The 19,636-nt window shown below is 62.4% G+C and carries 10 protein-coding genes; 2 read left to right on the top strand and 8 right to left on the bottom strand.

The window, feature by feature from the left end; translation table 11 throughout:
- The 6 genes from ABWK72_RS19445 to ABWK72_RS19420 all read right to left on the bottom strand — a co-directional run bounded on the left by ABWK72_RS19445 (position 1) and on the right by ABWK72_RS19420 (position 9,169).
- Complete coding sequence (locus ABWK72_RS19445) at positions 1-1,989, bottom strand: hypothetical protein (protein WP_367871235.1); 1,989 nt, start codon at positions 1,987-1,989, stop codon at positions 1-3.
- A gap of 1 nt (position 1,990) precedes the next feature.
- Positions 1,991-3,247: a LamG domain-containing protein gene (locus ABWK72_RS19440; protein WP_367871234.1), complete on the bottom strand. Its 1,257-nt coding sequence runs from the start codon at positions 3,245-3,247 to the stop codon at positions 1,991-1,993.
- Entirely contained in the window at positions 3,244-3,738 is a 495-nt protein-coding gene (locus ABWK72_RS19435) for a hypothetical protein (RefSeq protein ID WP_367871233.1), read from the bottom strand. The genes ABWK72_RS19440 and ABWK72_RS19435 overlap by 4 nt, the downstream gene beginning before the upstream one ends.
- Positions 3,739-3,928: 190 nt before the next feature.
- Complete coding sequence (locus ABWK72_RS19430) at positions 3,929-5,437, bottom strand: hypothetical protein (protein ID WP_367871232.1); 1,509 nt, start codon at positions 5,435-5,437, stop codon at positions 3,929-3,931.
- A gap of 415 nt (positions 5,438-5,852) precedes the next feature.
- Positions 5,853-7,364 carry a hypothetical protein gene (locus tag ABWK72_RS19425; RefSeq protein ID WP_367871231.1) on the bottom strand — a complete coding sequence of 504 codons (1,512 nt, stop codon included), beginning with the start codon at positions 7,362-7,364 and terminating at the stop codon, positions 5,853-5,855.
- Between the two features lie 461 nt (positions 7,365-7,825).
- On the bottom strand, positions 7,826-9,169 hold the full coding sequence (locus ABWK72_RS19420; RefSeq protein WP_367871230.1) for a tetratricopeptide repeat protein: 1,344 nt from the start codon (positions 9,167-9,169) through the stop codon (positions 7,826-7,828).
- Positions 9,170-9,528: 359 nt separating this feature from the next.
- Here ABWK72_RS19420 and ABWK72_RS19415 point away from each other — a divergent pair, with 359 nt between their 5' ends.
- Both ABWK72_RS19415 and ABWK72_RS19410 read left to right on the top strand, forming a co-directional pair.
- Positions 9,529-11,748, top strand: coding sequence for a glycoside hydrolase family 2 protein (locus tag ABWK72_RS19415; RefSeq protein WP_367871229.1), 2,220 nt, complete (start codon positions 9,529-9,531; stop codon positions 11,746-11,748).
- Positions 11,749-12,122: 374 nt separating this feature from the next.
- The gene (locus ABWK72_RS19410) at positions 12,123-16,394 is read left to right on the top strand and encodes a PVC-type heme-binding CxxCH protein (protein ID WP_367871228.1); all 4,272 of its coding nucleotides are present in this window, start codon (positions 12,123-12,125) and stop codon (positions 16,392-16,394) included.
- 339 nt (positions 16,395-16,733) lie between these two features.
- Here ABWK72_RS19410 and ABWK72_RS19405 read toward each other — a convergent pair whose 3' ends face one another.
- Both ABWK72_RS19405 and ABWK72_RS19400 read right to left on the bottom strand, forming a co-directional pair.
- On the bottom strand, positions 16,734-17,792 hold the full coding sequence (locus ABWK72_RS19405) for a M42 family metallopeptidase (RefSeq protein ID WP_367871227.1): 1,059 nt from the start codon (positions 17,790-17,792) through the stop codon (positions 16,734-16,736).
- Positions 17,793-18,081: 289 nt separating this feature from the next.
- Positions 18,082-19,500 carry a sulfatase-like hydrolase/transferase gene (locus tag ABWK72_RS19400; RefSeq protein WP_367871226.1) on the bottom strand — a complete coding sequence of 473 codons (1,419 nt, stop codon included), beginning with the start codon at positions 19,498-19,500 and terminating at the stop codon, positions 18,082-18,084.
- Positions 19,501-19,636: the final 136 nt, after the last annotated feature.

Raw genomic sequence — 19,636 nt, 5'->3', positions numbered from 1 at the left:
TCAGCCCACCGGTATAATTCGAGTGGATCGGTCCGTCGTGCTTCGTGATCGGATCGTTCTTGACTCCCAGAAGTGTCTTGGTTTCGTCCCCCCCGGCCCGAGGTCGCAGAGGATGAACGGCGATTTGCCCACCTCGACGATCGCCCGATAGTGGTAATCGTGAAGCGTGTCGCTTGGGTGGCCATTTTCGAGGGTCGCGTTACTCCAGAGCGTGATCTCGTGAAATTCCGTCTTGTCCAAGGCAATCGCCTTCATCGGCGACATCGAGGTTCTGGAAGGTGCCTGGACCGGTTTACCCCCGACCCTCAACTCCCACATCTCGGTATTCCAATAAGCCCCGCGGGCACCGGAACCTTCGGCCGTTCCTCCGTTGGCAGCCGGATCTTGATCGACACCGATGGCAACACGCACGGACTCCTCCGGGTTGGATTTGAACTTGATATCCCTCTCCCCGATCGGATCGTAGGCTCCGAGTCCTTCGTCGCCGTAGAAATCACCCGGATTGAACGGCTTGTCCGCGCCGTCGCCGGGATCGGATCCGACGCCCGCTTCCACCCCGTCGTTGATCCCGTCATCATCGGTGTCCGCGTCGTTCGGATTGGTTCCGTGGAGATGCTCGTCGGCATTCACCAGCCCGTCGTTGTCGAAGTCGGCTTCGTTGAGGGCGCCCGTGGAGGGATTGTCCGCATTCGGCGGCAGGGTGCCATTGGTGGCGCTGACGCGGCCGGCGTAGGCATACTTCACTTCCCATGCGTCCCCGTAGAAATCGTCGTCGGTGTCGGGTTTGGCCGGATTGGTGGTCGCCGTTATTTCCTGGGTGTTGGTCAGGCCGTCACGATCGGCATCGGTATTATAGTAGAATGGATCGGAACCGCCTTCCGCTTCGCCGCGATCCGTGAGAAAGTCGCCATCGGAATCGCGGTTGGTCAGCGTGCTCAGGAGGGTCGGCCCCGGACCGGAGCCGAAATACAGGCGGTCGAGCGAGAAATTCTGCGAGGCGGTGGTGGCCGCTCCGAGCGCCGATCTGGCCGCCCCGAATTGGGCGGCAAATTTATTCGGACTCGTGCTGCCGAGGAGGCCCGAATAACCGGAGCCGCCGAAAGGAGCAAGCAGGGTCAGCTCAGTGCCATTCACATAGCAATGCCTGCTGGTCACAGTGAACGTGACGTCATCGTTGCATCTCACCGCGAACTCGTTCCATTCCTTAAGATCCACCGTACTCGGGATGAGCCATTCGCCCGTGATGGTTACGGAGCCCGCCCCGCCGGTCATAATCCGCACAAGATTGCCGCTGACCGCCGGCCTGACCAGGGAAGTTCCGTTCACGAGGACCACCCGGAAGGAATCCCCGGCTTGGACGGTATCGCTCGCGTAAGCCCCGAAGATCGGAATGGGAGTGCTCCCCAGATTTCCATCCACTTTCACCGCAAACCCCACCGTCCAAATGTAATTGAAGTACGAGGGAAAAGAACTCATCCGCAGATACTTATTCGACCCAAGGTCCGCCGACTTCGGATAGAATCCCTCCGTCCCGTTCCAAATCCCGGTGGAGTTTACCACGTTGTTGACCAGCGGTGCGAGCTTGGCAGTCCCCTTCCTGCTGGGGAACTCGTGGGTCGGGGAGCCGTTGTTGCTATTGAAGTCCCAGAAGGTGTCGAGCGCGTTCCCGGTTCGGATCGTGGCCGGGATGCCCAGCCAGTCCGGGTCCGCGCGGAGGGTATCGAAGTTGTTGACGAGCGGATTGGTGGCCGGGTTCCCGTCATTCACCTCCTCGGCATCGGAGAAGCCGTCGCCATCGCTGTCCGGATTGCCGGGCTCGGTACCGTGGGTGGCCTCCTGGGCGTCGGTCAGCCCGTCGCGGTCGGTATCGATGATGACCGTCACCGTCCCGTTGGCGGTCGCGCCTCCGGCATTGCCCTGGATGGTGGCAGGCTCGGCGAACAGGGGCCGGATGAGGACCAGCAGGAAGAGAAATCGTAATTTCGACATATCAGTCGGCTTTGAAGTAAACGGAAACCTTTCCTTGCGAATTGGTGCGGAGAGTCAGGGATGTGGCGCGCTCCTCGCCATCGGGGGTTTCAATGCCTCCGAGGGATTCGAGGTGGCTGAGTGCTACCGGCGCGTTGACCAGCGGAGTGCCTCCACGGGTCACGAGGAACACGAGCGGATTGGGAGTCCGGGCACGGTTGTAGATCGTCTGCCCGGAGCCCGCCACCAGCGAGATGACCGGAGTACTACCATTGTAGTAATCGTCCGGATCCGTGCCGCCCTCGAACTCCTGCCGGTTGCTCAGGCCGTCGCCGTCCAGATCATCCGCGCCGGAGGAGAGCACCGCGAGGTCGCCGAAGAGTGATAGCTCGTAGTTGTCCGGCAGACCGTCGAGGTCGAGGTCGTTCGGCCTGAAGAGGTCTTTCAACTGCCCTTCGCCGATCACCGCGGAATAGATCCGGATTTCGTCCAGATGACCGGTGAAAGCCTTCGCAGCATCATAAGTTGAGACCGTCTGGTGGAACTGGCCGAGCGCGAGGGCGCTCACGGAAAGGGCGGAAAGCGAAGCCGCCTGCGGACTGCCGTAGGGAGCGCCGTCAAGATGGAGTGCCACCTGTCCCGCGGCCGTGTTGCGGGTGACGATCGCATGGTGCCACTGGTCGTCGGCGAGGTTGCTCCCGCTGGTCCAGGTCACCGAGGTCCCCCCGCCGGTGTGGAAACGGATGGTCGTGCCGCTTTCGAGGGAGATCGCAAGTTGGGAGGTCGACGGCGAAGCCCCGGTGGCGCTCAAGAGGCCCTGGACCGCGGAGGCGCTTGCAGTCTTGAACCAAAGGCTGATCGTCAGATCCCCGTGCCCGTCGAGGATTCCCGCCGACAAACCGACCGCGTCGGCACCCCCGTGGAATTCGAGGGCACCGCCATCTATCCCGCCGGACGCTTGCCACGCGGGCGAAGAAGCGAGCGTGCCGTCCCGGTGCTTACCGCTGCTGTCCGCGGCAACCGTGCCGGAACTCTCGTCCAGACGGAGGCGCAGCTCCTGATCGATCGAAAACCGGTCGCCGTAACCGTCGCCGTCCGAATCCGTCAGGTGCCCGCTGAGGCCGTTTTGATATTCCACCAGGTTCGACAAGCCGTCCCCGTCGAAATCGTCTCCAGGCAGGATATTCGTGATCGTCCAGTCCGCCCAATGGGAACTGTTGGAGATGATATCGAGTTCCCACGCGTCGCTCATCCCGTCCTCATCCTCATCGAGGATCAAGGGGGAAGCGATTCGAACCGAAGGGAGAACACCGCCTTGAGCTGCGCGAGATTGGCCGGTGCCGTGTTGCGGTCGTCGCCGGACGCCGAAGTCCAGGGATAGGGATTCAGGGAGTCGCTCCCATCGCGGGTCTGGCTGGCTTGCATCTCCGTGAGGAGCCATGCCGGCTCGGCAGCGTGGAGGGCAGCGTAGAACGGTGCCGAGATTGCTTTGAGCTGCCCGACCAAAAGGGGTGCGTATTGGCTCTTTGCCTCGTTTGAATCCAGCGCGGGCGCATCCCAGGAAACCAGCGGCTTCCCCGCCCCCACCAGCGCGGCATCAACGGTGGCTGCAATGTCCGGCCGGGCGGATCGCAAGGCGTCCAGCGCCGACTTGGCCATCCATTTCGCCTGACCCACGTTGGCCGGTCCCCGGTCGCTCGGCGCAATCGCCTCGTCCACCGCGGGCATGTCACCCTCGCGCCACCAGACCGGCTCCGCACCAGGCGCCACGGAACTCCCGAAAAGCGCTGCAGCAGATGACGCCGCAAAAAGGCGGACGGTCGATAATGATGAAATTTTTGACATACCAAAGTGGATTAAACCATTTTTCCCGGGTAAACTGACCAGCCCCCTTGAGGAGCGACGAGCATACCCGGCACGAAAGCATTACTCGGCGGGGATATCGCACCAATGATGGGAATTACTCGTAAATCCCCATCGAGATATCCCCCTGCACCACGCTGATGATTACCGAGCCATCAAGCACCGTCGCCCCCGCCACCTTCAGCGAGTTCGCATTCGTCTCTCCGTAGAGATGCGTCTTCGTCGTCGAACTGTTGCCAATCACCGTCGTGTTCGCGCCTTCTCCGATCGCCGTGTGTCCGATCACGATCGAATTGCTGTCGGCATTGGAAAAACCGCGCGAGTTGGCACCGATGTAGATGCTATTTTCAGGATCCGCGAGCAGGGTGGTCCCGTTGGGCTGAAAACGCCCGGCCGCCATACCAATCGCCACGTTTGAGGATCCCGTTGTATTGCCATAGAGCGCCTCGCTTCCTACCGCCGTATTGTTAATGCCTGTCGTTGTATTTCTAAGTCCCAACCTTCCGTAAGCGACATTTTGACTTCCCGTGCTATTGAGATAAAGTGATTGATATCCGGATGCTGTATTATAACTTCCCGTCGTATTGGTAAAGAGCGAATACGCGCCGGTTGCCACGTTATCACCTCCCGACGTATTATTAAGGAGCGAAGACGCGCCGGTTGCCACGTTATAACTTCCCGACGTATTACTAGTGAGCGAAAACGAGCCAGTTGCTACGTTATAACCTCCAGCAAGATTAGATTTAAGACCACTGTAGCCAAGCGCGGTGTTGGAGCTTCCCGTAGTATTGACACGCAGCGTTAGGGAACCGACCGCAGTGTTGCCGTAGGATGTCGTGGCTAACTTGAGGGCCTCGAATCCCACCGCCACGCTGTCGCCCCCCTGAGTTATCGATTGAAATGCATCCCTGCCGACGACAAGATTATTGTAGCTAGCGAGCGGCCCTAGTCCAATCCTGATCCCGTTGATGTAGGAATCCTTCGCAATCCCGATCCCCCCCGCCACGGTCAAGGCACCCGTAAACGAGGACGTCGATACCGTCGTGCTGGCCAAGGTCGTGGCGCCCGCGAATGTCGCCGTGCTTGAGAAGGTCGCCCCACCCGAGAACACCGTCGTAGGACCGAAGGTCACCCCGCCGCTACCGTTCGTGGTGACAAGCGGCGTACTCCCGGAATAAAGCCCGCTTCCGGTTCCGGACAGGGTGATGCGGCCATTGGTCGGATTGAGGCTCATCCCCACGCTCTGGATGTCGGAGCGGTAGAGCGAAAGCGTGTTGTCCAGGCCCAAAACCATCTTCGTCTCGCCCACATTGATGTTGTTGTCCATCCACGAAAAGCTGCCGGATTCGGTCATTACCATCGCCAGGTCGCATGATAAATCCGCGTACCACAATTGGACCGCCTCTACCTGCGGGGTCCCCTGTGTGGTTCCAAACTTGAGGTTGTTTCCGCTCACACTCAGATTCCCGGCTTGTCCCGAGGCGGGCACGATGAATTGATCACCGTTCAAAATGCCACCTCGCACCAGGGACGGCTGAAAAGCGGCGGCGGCGGCTACAACACACAAGGCAGCAGGAATCTTGGATGCTTGGCAAAACGGTTTCATGGATTTGTGAAGAAAAGGCCCTTGGGCGAGCCGACAGCAATGCCACTCTTCGATGGCTCGATACCCAGCTATCCGTTTCGTCTGAGAAGGGAAGGGAATTCCATAACTAGCCGATTTTGGATGCGCCTGTCCGGTTTTGCACCGCAAGATTCCTGATACCTTAGATAACCCATCAACGAACTCCGCCGCCTCCCGCTGCCGCGCTTTCATGTCTCTCCACCCCGACAAAACCGCTTTCCGGGGCGCAGAATCCCGCGCCCTCGACGGGTTTCGCCAACTTCTCCCAGACCCGCACCCTTCCTGGGGCCCAGTGCGTGATAACGATGAAAACTTTGACATAACGAAGGAAATCGAGGGCCTTTTTCCCGGCTGAACTGCCCGCAGCGAAGCGCCCGGCATACCTGGCACGAAAACACTACTCGGCGGGGCGGATCGCAATGGCTACACCGCCAATTCCCGCCGCGGTAAGGGTGATCCGCTTGCCATTGGAGAGGACCCCTGTATCCCCCACATAGGTGAGCGCCAATGCGGTTCCGTTTTCGGCAAACGTTCCGGAATCGAGGCTCCCGTCCTGGAATTGGAGGTCGTTGGCGCTGATGGTCCGCCCGTCGATGACGAGCGAGCCGTTATAATTGGGAGATCCGGACGCGGCCGACACGGCTATCACCCCGTGGATGATCGCCTCCGCTCCACCGCCGCCGCCGTAGATGCCCATGGAAATGTCGCCCTGAGCCTGCTCTATCACGACCTTGCCCCTAAGGCGCGTATGACCGTCCACCACCAGGGCCTCCCCCTCGCTGTCGATCAGGGATGACGGGTTCGAGAGAGCCGCGGAAGGGTTTTGCGCCACGGCAATGCGCCAGTATTTGTTGCCCACAGTGGTTTGGCCGTTCTTCAGCACTGTGAGCGCATCGCTTCTGGCACTGGAATATTCACCGTTCGCGATCCTGAAAAGCCCGTCCAAGTCATACCAATACGAGCCCCCCGGAGACAGCGACCTCTTGCCGGATTTCCCTAACACTGTTTCGTTCAGCGAGTCGGCGTAGATATCGGAGCCGCTGGTGAAGGAGTAGTCGCCTTTCGCATACGAATAGGTTCCGAAGGCCGCCGAGTTCGCCCCCGTCGCGTTGGCCCCGGAACCTTTTGCGAACGAGTAGGAACCGCTAGCCACGGCATTGATACCGGACGCGGTGGAGTAATCCCCGCTCGCGGTCACCAGATAGCCGTTCGCCATCGAATAGCTCCCGCTGGCTGTGACGTTGCTGCCGCCGCTTGCATAGGAGTAAGCTCCCGTGGCATTGGCAAGACCCGCGCCCAGGGAATGGATTCCCGTCGCCTGCGAAGAACCGAGGGCGAGCGAGCCGGTCGCGGAGGAGCGTTTGGGGACATAGGCGCTCAGCGTGCCGGTGAGCGAGGTTCCTGTCACAAAGCCCTGGCCCGCCAGAACCGCCGCCGATGTCGCCTGGGTCAAGACATCGCTGCCGGCGATCTTCAGGGTTCCGTTGGAGATCGAGACGTCGAGCGAATTGAAAGCCGCGGTGTTCGCAGCGGTATTGATCCGGAATACCGGTGTCACGGCGCTGCTGTTCCAATAATCCCCATCCCGCCACACGTCGAAGGTGCCGGTATTAGGGTTGCTGCCCGAATCAGAACCGAGAATGAACGAGATCGGCTTCCCCGACAAGGAGATGCCTCCGTCAAAAGCTCCGCGGGCCGTCTCGATCGCCCCGGCGTGCAGGAGGATGCCTCCTTCAGGAGTCGTGAACCGGCTTTGCGTCTGCGCCCCGATGACCCAGCTATCGATGTAGGAGTGGGGTGCAAGCGGATCCCCCAAGGTGATTCCAAACTCGAAATTTTCGGCACTTTGCGCAGCAAGGGAACCGGTTCCGGAGATAGCCGCAATGGCAATCCAATTACAGATTTTCATGGAAAATGTGGAAACTTCTGAAGATTTATCTCCTGGCAACGGATTGAAGACGAGGCCGCCTTGAAGAGAACAAGTCAGATCACTTTTCCCTATCAATCCAACATCACGCTTTCTAGACTTGAAGTTGCCTTCAGAGACGCGCCCTTGTCACGCCATCTCGCCAGTCGAAATCGCCCCTTTTATTTCCTTGATCCCTTGGAACCCGAGTACAGCCCAAATAGGGAGTTGGCTTTGAGCGATGCTGGCAAGCAGGAGGCGCACCTCTTACCTCAACCGGCTTTCCTTTCAAGGCTGGCCAGTTCTTTGGCCAATTTCTCCGACACCCCCGAGTTGGGGAAACCTGACCATCTTCTTCGTCGATGCTCCTCGTGGACGCGGCGGCTTGATTTTGGGAAAGAAGGCTTACCAAGGCACAGGATTCCTCACGCCCGACGAGGTTCGCAGCCCAACCAAGACGTTCGTTACTTCGGATCCAAAGCATCCGCCCTCTGCAGCAGCGCCTTGGCGGCTTCGGCGTTGCGCTTGCCTTCTTCCCAGATCCCGGCGAGGCGGCGCATGGCGGCGGCGGCTTCCTTCTTCTGCTCGGCGGGGTAGGCACGGATCGCGGCGCGCAGGCGGGCTTCGGCGGCGGGGATTTGGCCACCCTCTAACAAGGACTCGGCGAACTCGGTGAGAAAGACGGGATCCTTCGCCGGGCCCTCGCTGCCGGCCTGGGCTTCGGCTTCGCGGAAGATACGGGATGCACGCTCGCGGGACTCGGGATCGCGGCGGGTGGCGACGGCGAGCTTCACGGCCAGCGCGGCATCGGAGGTGTTGAAGAAGACCGCCTTCTCTAACAAAAGCCTGGCCTCGCGTGGATCGTTCGCGGCCAGGAACTCGTCGGCCAGGGTCAGGAACTCGGAGGGATCGCCGCCGCGAATCTTGAGCGCTTCCGCGGCGTGCGGGCGGGCCTCGTCGGCGCGTTCCAGCTTGCGGTAGAGCTTGGCCAGCGACTGGTGGGCCAGCGCTTGGCGGGGATCGATCGCCAGCACATCCAGAAGGGTCTTCTCGCCCTCCGCCTGCCGTTCGGCGGCGAGTTGCAGGATTCCGAGGCGGGTCCGGAGATCCATCGACGCCGGATCGGCGGCGACGTGGAGCTCCAGCATCTGCACCGCCTCCGGCAGCCGTCCGGTATTGCGGAAGTGCTCGCTGGCGGTCCGCGCCAGCACCGGGTTCTCGGGCGAGGCCTCGACCGCCTTTCTCAGCAGTTCATCGACGCGGACCCGTCCGGCCAGATCGTCCTTCGGAAACAGGGTGCGCGCCATTTCCACCGCCGCCATCGTATCCCCGTCCCCGCGGTTGGAGCTGGCGAGCTTCTCGAAGATTGCGCGGGAGCGCTCGCGCTGCTCCAGGGTCTCGTAGATGCGGAAGAGCCGGCGCTCGATCCCGATCTGTTTCGGGAAGCGCTCGGCAGCTTTCTCCAAGGTCTCGCGGGCCATCTTCGCCGCGAAGTCATCGTCCGGTGAGGCGTCGCGCAAGAAATCGGCGTAGGCGATCTGGGCGTCGAGCCGCTCGGGAGCCGCCTTCGCGAAGTCGCGGTAGAGTGTCGAAGCGGCCTCCACATCGCCCGCCGCGCGGCGCATCCCGGCCACTCGCTCGACCAGCGGAAACGCCGTCGGGTCCTCCGCCCGCGCCTTCTCGATCGCAGTCGCGGAGGCCACTTGATCGCCGCGCTGCCCGGCCAAGACTCCCAGCGCGAAATCGAGCTGAGGGGACGCGCCTGCCACCAGCAGGGAGCCAAGCCAAATCAGGGTGCCGCGCGTCATCACTGCCAATGAAGCGGATTCATCCCGGCAGGTCAAACCACCCGTCCCGATCCGGGGGACGGGGGGCGTCCCCCGAAACGGGGCGGGACCCGTACCGTTTTGGGGGACACAAAGGTTCCCCCATTAAGGTAACTCCCTTTTAAGGTGTACGGCAGCGTCAGACTATCTTCCGGGCTTGGCAGTAGAAGGCCGCCACGATTCGGGGCTTGATGGGGAGGCGGGCGGACGAAGGATGCGATTCCCGCAAATGCCCGGAAGATTGACCTGTGGAACGCGTATTACGGGGCAACTTTCCCCAAAAGCTTATGAGTAACCCGAGACGATTCCGATGGCTCGCTGTAGTCGCCACCCTGTTGCCGATGGTTGCGCAGGCACAAGAGGTCGCCGCCCCGCCTATCGCGCCGGTGTGGAGATACACGACCGACAAGCCCGGTGACGGGTGGCAGGCTCCGGGCTTCAACGACGACGCCTGGAAATCCGGGCCCGGCGGATTCGGTGGGAAGGAAGGCGGCAAACGCGCGCCGGGCGGGGTGGTGAATACCGAGTGGGCCTCTGATGATATTTGGCTGCGGCGCAGCTTCAAGCTGAAGGAAGTGCCGGCGAAGGCGGCCCTCTTCATCCACCACGATGATGAGGCGGAGGTCTACGTGAACGGGAAGGAGATCGGGAAGTTCGAGAAGTTCTCGACGTCCTATCAGATCGTGCCGCTCGATGCTTCGCAGCGTTCGGCGCTGATCGCAGGGGCGAACTTGCTGGCGGTGCACTGTCATCAGGGAACGGGCGGGCAATACATCGACGCGCACGTGATCGATGCGGATGCGCTGCCGGACCTGCGCACGCTGGTGGGCGGGGATGGCGCGGTGCGCTCGCCGCTGATCACGCCGTGGGGCGAGAAGGTGACGGAGGAAAACGCATGGCGCGAGTATCCGCGGCCACAACTGCAGCGGAAGGAGTGGACGAATCTCAACGGCAAGTGGGACTACGCGATCACCACGCAGGACGCGAAGGTGCCGGCGAAGTGGGCAGGCAAGATCCTGGTCCCCTACCCGATCGAATCGAAGCTCTCCGGGGTGAGCCGGATGCTGCAGCCGTATGAGGCGCTGTGGTATCGCCGGCCGATCGAGGCGAAGGCGCAGGAGGGCAAGCGGGTCTTCATCCGCTTCGAGGCGGTGGACTACAAGACGACGGTGTGGTGCAACGAGCAGGAGCTCGGCACGCACACCGGCGGGAACCTGCCCTTCAGCTACGACATCACCGACACGCTGAAGGACGCGGACAACGTCATCACGGTGCGGGTGGAGGATGCGACCGGCGGCGCGCAGCTGCGCGGCAAGCAGGTGCTGAATCCCGGCGGGATCTTCTACACCCGCAACTCGGGCATCTGGCAGACGGTGTGGCTGGAGGAAGTGCCGGAGAAGCGGATCGAGGATCTGGTGATCACGAACGACATCAAGACGGGCGAGATCAAGATCGAGCCGGTGTTGAAGGGTCTCAGTTTCGCGGACGCGAAGATCGAGGCACAGCTGCTGGATGGTGGCAAGGTGGTGGCGGAGTCGAAGTCCGGGCCGATCGTGTTCAAGGTGCCGGAGCCGAAGCTGTGGTCGCCTAACAGCCCGCACCTCTACGACATCAAGGTGAGTATTCCGGGCTTCGACGAGGTGATGAGCTACACGGGGATGCGCAAGGTGGGGATGGAGCGGGACAAGGATGGCCACCTGCGGTTCACGCTGAACGACAAGCCGATCTTCCACTGGGGTCCCCTCGATCAGGGCTGGTGGCCGGACGGGCTGCTGACGCCGCCTTCCGACGATGCGATGGTCTTCGAAATCAAGTGGCTGAAGGACGCGGGCTTCAACATGATCCGCAAGCACATCAAGGTGGAGCCGCAGCGCTACTACTACCACTGCGACAAGATCGGGATGCTGGTGTGGCAGGACCAGGTGAGCGGTGGCGCGAGCCCGCCGTGGACACGCTTCGGCCTGAACCCGAAGGACGCGGAGTGGAGCGATGCGGACCACAAGCAGTGGATGACCGAGCTGGACGCGATGATCACGCTGCTAGGGAATTTCCCGAGCATCGTGGTGTGGACGCCTTTCAACGAGGCATGGGGCCAGCACCGGACGATGGAGGTGGGCGCATGGGCGGTGAAGCGGGACCCGAGCCGCCTGATCAACATCGCGAGCGGCGGGAATTTCTGGCCGGTGGGACACATCGCGGACGAGCACCGCTATCCGGATCCGGGTTATCCGCTGGAAGATCCGCGGTATAAGGATTTCGTGAAGGTGGTGGGTGAGTTCGGCGGCCACGGTTGGCCGGTGAAGGGGCACCTGTGGGATGATAGCAAGGGCAACTGGGGCTATGGGGGATTGCCGAAGAGTATCGATGAGTATCGGGAGCGGTACGAGAAGTCGATCCAGGTGCTGACGGAGCTGAAGGCCAAGGGGGTCTCGGCGGGCGTTTACACGCAGACGACGGATGTGGAGGAGGAGATCAACGGTCTGATGAGTTATGACCGGAAGGTGATGAAGATCGATGCGGCGGATTTGAAGAAGATCAATGGGCCGCTGACGGCGGAGTGATTGGTTAGATTTGAGGCGGTCGCCGGAGGGTCCGGCGGCTGCTTTTTGGACCTTGCTGTCAGGGCTGCTGATCGGTTTGCGGAAAGCCATTTAACCGGAGATAAACGGGATGCACGCAGATGAGGAGGATTGGGACCGGGATGGATGCCGGGGTTGTTAGGCGGGACGGGGAAATTTTCATCGCGGATTCCGCGGATGAGGAGCCGGAAATTTGAACAGGAGGAAGAGGAGAAAAAGGAGGAATAATCGAATACCCATGGGGGTTCTTCTCTTTCGTCACTTGCACGCTGGCGCTTGGCCGCGGGTGATGACGCGGACAATCGCGAAAGGGCCGAAGAATCCTTGGTATCTCCGCGTAGCCATGCGTCATGCCCATGATCTGGCTTCTCCGTGTTCTCGCTGGCACCCTGGCCATCAGCGTTCCTGCCCGGGCCGACGAGCCTTTCAATACCGAGAAGTCTGCGACCGCCCCACTGGGTGCCGCACAGGCGGCGGCGGATTGGAAATTGCCGCCGGGATTCCGCGCGACGGCCTTTGCCAGCGAACCGGATGTCCGGCAACCGATCGCGATGTGCCTCGATGACCGCGGCCGGGCGTGGGTGGCGGAAAGCTACATGTACGCCGGGCATAGCGGCGGGTATTATGAGCCGAAGCTACGGGATCGCATTATCATTCTGGAGGACACGAATCACGACGGGGTGCATGACAAGCGGACGGTTTTCGCGGACGGACTGGAGCGGCTGACCAGCGTCCAGGTGGGACTCGGCGGCGTGTGGGCCCTGAGCTTGCCGGATCTTGTCTTCTTCCCGGATCTGAATCGCGATGACGTCCCGGACGGGCCGCGGGTGGCGCTGCTCGATGGATTCGACATCAAGGGCTCCGCCCACACGATGGCGAACGGCTTGCGGTGGGGACCGGATGGCTGGCTGTATGGCCGGCAGGGAATTCTCGCGCACTCCCTGTTAGGCCAACCGGGCACGGCTCTCGCGGATCGGAAGAAGCTGAACGGCGGCATCTGGCGCTACCACCCGGCGAGGAAGTCCGTGGAGATCGTCGCGGAAGGGACGACCAATCCGTGGGGCATGGATTGGGACGAACATGGCGAACCTTTCATGATCAACACGGTGATCGGCCACCTCTGGCATGTGATTCCGGGAGCTCACTACAAGCGGATGTTCGGTGATGACTACAGTCCTTACATCTTCGGGCAGATCGACCAGCACGCGGACCATGTGCACTGGGACACGGCGGAGAAGTGGGATGAGGTCCGCCAAGGGATCAGCACGGAATCTTCATCGGCAGGCGGCGGGCACGCGCATACCGGCCTGATGATCTACCTGGGTGACAACTGGCCTGAAGAATACCGGGGTAATCTCTTCACGATCAACTTCCACGGCCGCCGCCTGAACCGCGAGTTCCTGGAAGCGGGCGGCAGCGGCTTCACCGGCCGTCACGGGCCGGACCTGGCCTTCTCCGCGGATCCGTGGTTCCGCGGGATCGACCTGCTCTACGGTCCGGATGGCAGCGTGTTCGTGTCCGATTGGTCGGACACCGGCGAGTGTCATGACGACGACGGTATCCACCGTCAGTCCGGCCGGATTTACAAGATCTCTTATGGAACCCCTGCGGTGCCGGCGGTGCCAGATGTGGCAGCACTGTCGCCGGAGCAATTGCTGCCCCTGCTGGCCCACCGGAATGAATGGTTCGCGCGGCGGGCACAGCTGGCCCTGCAGGATCATGCCGCCAGGGGAGGAGCTACGGAGAGCATCGTCCCTGCACTTCAGCAGCAGCTTGAAAGCGGTGCGACCGCGACGCTGAAGCTCCGTGCACTTTGGGCGCTGCATGCGATCGGCAAGGCGGATCGGGGATTGCTGTTGCGCTTGCTTGGTGATCCAGCGCCCCCGCTGCGGATTTGGGCGATCCGCCTGCTGCTTGATGATCCCGCCCCGGCCAGCGTGGATGCCAACACGATCACCGCGCTGACCCAACTCGCCACCAAGGAAGGTTCGCCTGCCGTGAGACTCGCACTTGCTTCCGGCCTGCAACGCCTACCCCTACCCGCTCGCGCCGGAGTGGCTGCTCCCTTGCTCGGGCACGCGGAGGATGCACAGGATCACAATCTCCCGCTGATGCTGTGGTATGGCATCGAGCCCTTGGCCGGCTCTCACCGTGCCGGGCTCGCGGGACTGGCCAAGACTTGTGCCATTCCCTTGGTGCGGAATTACATCGCGCGCCGCCTGGCGATGGATCCCGCGGACCCGGAGCAGGCATTCGATTCCCTGGTGCAACACGCTGTCCCGGCTCCGGACGAGTGGAAGCGCGACCTGCTCGCCGGTCTGGCGAAGTCGCTTGAAGGAAGCGGCAGCCCGCGCTCGCCCGCCTCATGGCCTCAACTCTCCGAGGTGCTGGCAAAGACCGGCCATCCCGAGTTGGTGAAACTCTATCGCTTGATCGGCACGCTCTACCGGGATCCCGCCGCGATAGCGGCAAACCGTGCGATCGCCGGGGATGAAGGCTCCGGCATGGAAGCCCGGAAGCAAGCGCTGCGCTCGCTCACCGCCATCCGCGACCCCGGCTCGCTCGAGCTTGCAAAAAACCTGATCGGCAAGCCGGGGCTGACTGCGCAGGCCATCGAACGGCTGACGCTTGAAGAGGACACGGCGAATGCCATCTTCCTGATCCAGCGCTTATCCACGCTTGAGGATGGCGACAAGACGCATGCGACCACGGCGCTGATCTCCCGTGCCGCGTGGGCCTCGTTGCTGCTGGATGCCATCGAATCCGGCAGCTTGCCGGGCTCCGTGCTCACGCCCTTCCAAGTCCGGCAGATCCGCTCGCTGGATGCGCCAGCACTCTCAAGCCGGATCACGACCCTGTGGGGGGAAGTGCGGGACACCAGTGCCGGGAAGGCGGAGGCGCTTCAGCAATGGAAGCTCTACCTGACACCGAAGACGCTCTCGCGAGCCGACAAGCCGAAGGGGAAGGAGGCCTTCCGTCAGCTCTGCGCCTCTTGTCACAAGATGTATGGAGAAGGCGGCATGGTGGGCCCGGAGCTCACGGGCGGCGGACGGGACAATCTCGACTACCTGCTCTCTAACATCCTGGATCCGGGCGCGACCGTGGCCAAGGAGAACCAGCTATCCCTGGTGACGCTCAAGGACGGGCGCGTGCTCGCCGGCATGATCCGCGCCAAGGGCGAGCGCAGCACGGAGTTCCAGACGCTCACGGAGAAGGTCTCCCTGGCCACGGAGGAGATCACCAAGATCGAGACGCTGCCAAATTCGCTGATGCCGGAAGGCATGATCGATTCGCTGCCGCGGGAGCAAGTGCGCGATCTGGTCGCATGGCTGATGGACAAGGGGGCGGCCAGCGCGGCCATGGACGAAAGCCCGCTGCCTCCCACCCTGATCTCCTTGGCCGGGGATTGGAAAATTGCGGTGACTGTTCCCGGTGGCGCGACTGCCACTCTGGACATCGCAGCACCTGTCTATCAGGAAGTGCGTTCGGAAAGATTCGCAGGGCTGCCGCTCTACAATCCGAATGGTGGCGGCTGGAACAACGGCGCAAAGTTCGCCGGCAATCTGGCCGAGGCGTGCTCCACCCCGGATCTGGTGGATACCGGGAGCGTGATACTCCGTTCATCGGAGGGGGCGGATGCAGCAATCTTCACCCGCGGCAAGGATTGGGAGATCGAGCCATCGTGGGGAACCTTTGGAAGGCTTGAGGGCGGTGCCTTGAGCGGGGACGCGGCGGTCTTCGCCAGCTATCGCCACACCTTCCTGCGGATCGATTCGGTGGTGCGGATGCCTGATGGATCCACCATCGTGATCCAGGGCGATGGTGCCGCTGCGGCACCCGTTCCGCCCGCGCTGCCGGCCGATGGCCGCCTGCTGGGAAATGTCTGGATTCCCGGGCCGATCGCGAAGCTGGGGGAAGAACATCTCTTCCCAATTCTGGAAGCACGCTATCCGGCAACGCCGCCGGCGCTCACGGTGGCGAAGCGTTTCCCGAAGCTGATGGAGAAGCTCCGCGCGGGCGAACCCGTGCGCATCCTGGCGTGGGGTGATAGCGTGACGGCCGGGGTCTATCTGCCGCCCGCGGAGCGATGGCAGGAGCAATTTGCGGCAAGACTCCGCGCGAAATATCCCCAGGCGAAGATCGATCTCGTCAGCGCAGCCTGGGGCGGGCGCACGACCACGGCCTATCTGAATGAACCACCCGGGTCCGAACACAATTATCAGGCCAAGGTGCTCGGTGCGAAGCCCGACCTGGTGATTTCCGAGTTCGTGAATGATGCGGGATTGACCGCTCCGGCTTACGAAGGCGCTTATCGCCGCATCTACGATGACTTTCGTAGCATCGGGGCGGAATGGATCATCCTGACCCCGCACTACGTGCGCCCCTCATGGATGGGACTCCAGAAGGAGCGGGATATCGACGAGGATCCGCGGCCCTACGTCGCATTCCTCAGGAAGCTGCCGGAACAGTATCCGGTTCTGATCGCCGATGGGTCGGCGCGTTACGGGCGGCTTTGGCGGCAAGGCATTCCGTATACCTCCCTGATGGTGAACTCGATCAACCATCCGAATGCGCGGGGGATGAAGATTTTCGCGGATGCTCTTGAAGAGCTGTTTCCGGAGCCGTGATGCGGAGGTGGAGGAGGCAGGGGTATTGCGGGGATCCGCTGGAACCCCATCCGAGGTTCGTTGACATTGACGTCCAACCGGGGGGGGGTCGCGCTTGAGGCGCTCGACCCCCGGTTACTTGCTATTCTCCCTGCGGGAGAGGGGCAGGGGCGCGGTGGATTGCCGGGTTAGATCGCCTCTACAGGGCTCCGGGATCTTCTTGCGAGAGCGCTAGGGCTTTCGCCCTAGGCTGGTATGGAACGCCCCTGTGGGGCTGAAGAGGTTAAGCCGAGGGGCGCGAGCCGCACCCCCTCCTTGCGGGATGGCGGGCGCGGCTCCTCGTTGATCGAGGCGGAGTTGTTAGAACTTCCAGTCGCCTTTATCGAGTTCGCAGACGCAGGCGACGAGGAGGTCGATGGAGGCCTGGAGGTCCTTCTTGTGGACGGTCTCGATGGTCTGGTGGATGTGGCGGGTGGGGACGGAGACGGCGCCGGCGATGGAGCCGCCGGGGACCATGCGCTGGAGGCCGGCGGTATCGGTGCCGCCGGCGGAGAGGATCTCCGGCTGCCACTTGATCTTGTGCTTGTCCGCGGTCTTCTTCATGTAGGCGATCATGCGGTAGTCGCAGATGACCGAGCTATCCATGATCTTGATGCCCGCGCCCTCGCCAAGGGCGGTGCAGCGTTCCTGCGGGGTGGAGCCGGGGACATCGTAGGCGATGGTGGTATCGAGGCCGAAGCCGAAGTCGGGCTTGATATCGAGGGCGGAGACATTGGCACCGCGGAGGCCGACTTCTTCCTGGACGGTGAAGACGGCGTAGAAGTCGTAGGCGGGCTTCTTGCGGGTTTTTTGCAGGACGCGCAGGGCCTCGATGAGGAGGAAGACGCAGACGCGGTTGTCGAGGGACTTGACGTTCACGCATTCGCCGAGTTCGAGGAGAGGGCTCCAGCGGGTGACGGCATTGCCGACTTCGACATACTTGGAGACTTCCTTTTTCGGGAGGCCGGTATCGATGAAGTAGTCGGTGATCTTGGCCGGTTTGTTGCGGTCCTCCGGCTGCATGATGTGGGTGGGCTTGGAGCCCATGACACCGATGAGGTCCTTCTTACCGTGGACGATGACGCGCTGGGAGGTGAGGGTCTTCGGGTCGAAGCCGCCGAGGGGATTGAAACGGATGAAGCCCTTGTCATCGACATGGGTGACGATGAAGCCGATCTCGTCCATGTGGGCCGCGGCCATGGCCCTTTTGGCAGAGGAGCGGCCTTTCTTGAGGGCGATGACGTTGCCCATGTTGTCGACGCGGATTTCGTCGGCGAGGCCTGCGATTTCCTTGAGGACGAGTTCGCGGATGAGCTTCTCGAAGCCGGGGGCGCCGGGGGCTTCGCAGATACGGGAGAGAAGAGCGACGTCGATGGCCATGGTGGGGACGCTAGGAGGAGGGGGCGGGCGGAGGGAAGCGGGAAACCTTGGGAAGGGGTGTTTTTGGCGGAGGGTGGCGGGGAGAGCGGTGGGTTTTGACAAGCGGGGGATGGGAGGGAACGAAACGCGGAGGCGCGGAGGGCGCAGGGGAGGCAGAAAGGCAAACATCGAACATCGAACGTCCAACATTGAACGTCCAAGTTTTAAGAGGAAAGGCAGGAAGGCGAACCACGGAATACTCGGAATATACGGAAGGAGAGATTGGGGCGCGGGGGGCGGCTCCTTTTTGCTACTGGAGGCTTGGGAAGGTGGGGCGGAGGTCGAGGGGGTCGGCGGTTTCCTTTTGGATTTCCAGGAGACGCTGGAAGAGGGATTTGGCGAGGGCTGCGCCCTCCGGGGTGGCGGAGAGGTCGTGCATTTCGTCGGGGTCGGTCTTGAGGTCGAAGAGGTGGATGACCTTGGGGAGCGGGTAGAGGATGAGCTTTTTGCCATCGCGGGTGATCATGCGCTGGCGATCGCGGAAGGCGCCGATGATGGCATCGCGCGGGGTTCCCTGCCCATTCTCCTCCCAATGCGGGCGGAGGTCTTGGAAGCCAATCCCGGCGGAGACGGGGGCGCCGGCGAGCTTGAGGACGGTGGGCATGGCGTCCTGGAGGTAGACGGGGGCGGCGATACGCTTGCCGGCGGGGACACCGGGGCCGGCGACGATGAAGGGGACGCGGACGCTGGAGTCGTAGAGGTTCTGCTTTCCCATGAGGCCGTGCTCGCCGCAGGAGAGGCCGTGGTCGGCGGTGAAGAAGATGTAGGTGTTCTTGGCCGCGGGGCTCTGGTCGAGGGCATCGAGGATGCGGCCGATCTGGGCATCGAGGTAGGTGATGGCGGCGTAGTATTCCCGGCGGTGGGTCTGGACGGCGAAGGGGGTGCGGGGGAAGGGCGCGAGCTTTTCATCCCGCATGTCATCGCCCGCGCCCATCTCGACGCGGTAGGGATAGGTGGGCAGGAAATTCGGCGGAACCTTGATGCGGGAGAGGGGGTAGCGGTCGAGGGTGGCCTGGGGGGATTGGCGGGGGTCGTGAGGGGCATTGAAGGCCAAGTACATGAACCAGGGGCGCGAATCGGAGTCGGCGAGGAAGACGGGGAAGTCATCGGCGATGACGGCGCTCCAGTGCTCGCCGCCGGTCCAGAAGCCGCCCTCGGCGGGGTCGGTGGGGCTCCAGGTATCGGGCTGGCCTTCGAGGGGGCGGAAGTAGGCGTTCTTGCGGTCCGGGGCCATGCCGCCGGGGCGGTAGTGGCGGATCTGCTGGAAGGCCCGGGTGTGGTCGGCCTGGATGTGCCACTTGCCGGAGAAGCAGGTGCGGTAGCCGGCGGTGGCGAGGAGCTGGGGCCAGAGGCGGTCGCGAGCGACGAAGTCCGAATTCAGCTTTGGCTCGGCAGCCTTGGCCTTCCAGAGCGGGAGGCCGGTCATGAGCATGCTGCGGCTGGCGACGCAGATGGCACCGTGCCAGCCGCCGGGATTGTAGGCGTGGGTGAAAGTGCTGCCGCGGGCGGCGAGGCGGTCGAGATTCGGGGTATCGATGTCCTCCCCGGAGATGGAGTGGACGGCCTTCCAGGTCATGTCATCCGCGAAGAGGAAGAGGATATTCGGCTTATCCGCGGCACGAAGGGCGGCGGGAAGCAGGGCGGCGAAGAGAAGAATCAGGCGGATCACGGGTTCTTTTACCCGGGAAAGGGAGCCGAGGTTGCGCGAGAAATCTCCGGATGGAGGAATCCGCAAAGTGTTTAGCTCTCCGTCAGGTTGCTGATGGATCCATTCCTTGGCTCTTCGGGATGATCTCCTGTCTGAC

Source organism: Luteolibacter sp. Populi (genome assembly GCF_040801775.1).
In the GTDB taxonomy this organism is placed as follows: domain Bacteria; phylum Verrucomicrobiota; class Verrucomicrobiia; order Verrucomicrobiales; family Akkermansiaceae; genus Haloferula.
Note: the sequence above shows the minus strand (reverse complement) of the source record. Positions and strands in the feature narration are given on the sequence as shown.

Bases quoted from the DNA above. Each gene is read 5' to 3' on its own strand.
- ABWK72_RS19410 (WP_367871228.1), top strand. From the start codon at position 12,123: ATGATCTGGCTTCTCCGTGTTCTCGCTGGCACCCTGGCCATCAGCGTT.
- ABWK72_RS19430 (WP_367871232.1), bottom strand. From the start codon at position 5,437: ATGAAACCGTTTTGCCAAGCATCCAAGATTCCTGCTGCCTTGTGTGTT.
- ABWK72_RS19405 (WP_367871227.1), bottom strand. From the start codon at position 17,792: ATGGCCATCGACGTCGCTCTTCTCTCCCGTATCTGCGAAGCCCCCGGC.
- ABWK72_RS19415 (WP_367871229.1), top strand. From the start codon at position 9,529: ATGGTTGCGCAGGCACAAGAGGTCGCCGCCCCGCCTATCGCGCCGGTG.
- ABWK72_RS19420 (WP_367871230.1), bottom strand. From the start codon at position 9,169: ATGACGCGCGGCACCCTGATTTGGCTTGGCTCCCTGCTGGTGGCAGGC.
- ABWK72_RS19445 (WP_367871235.1), bottom strand. From the start codon at position 1,989: ATGTCGAAATTACGATTTCTCTTCCTGCTGGTCCTCATCCGGCCCCTG.
- ABWK72_RS19425 (WP_367871231.1), bottom strand. From the start codon at position 7,364: ATGAAAATCTGTAATTGGATTGCCATTGCGGCTATCTCCGGAACCGGT.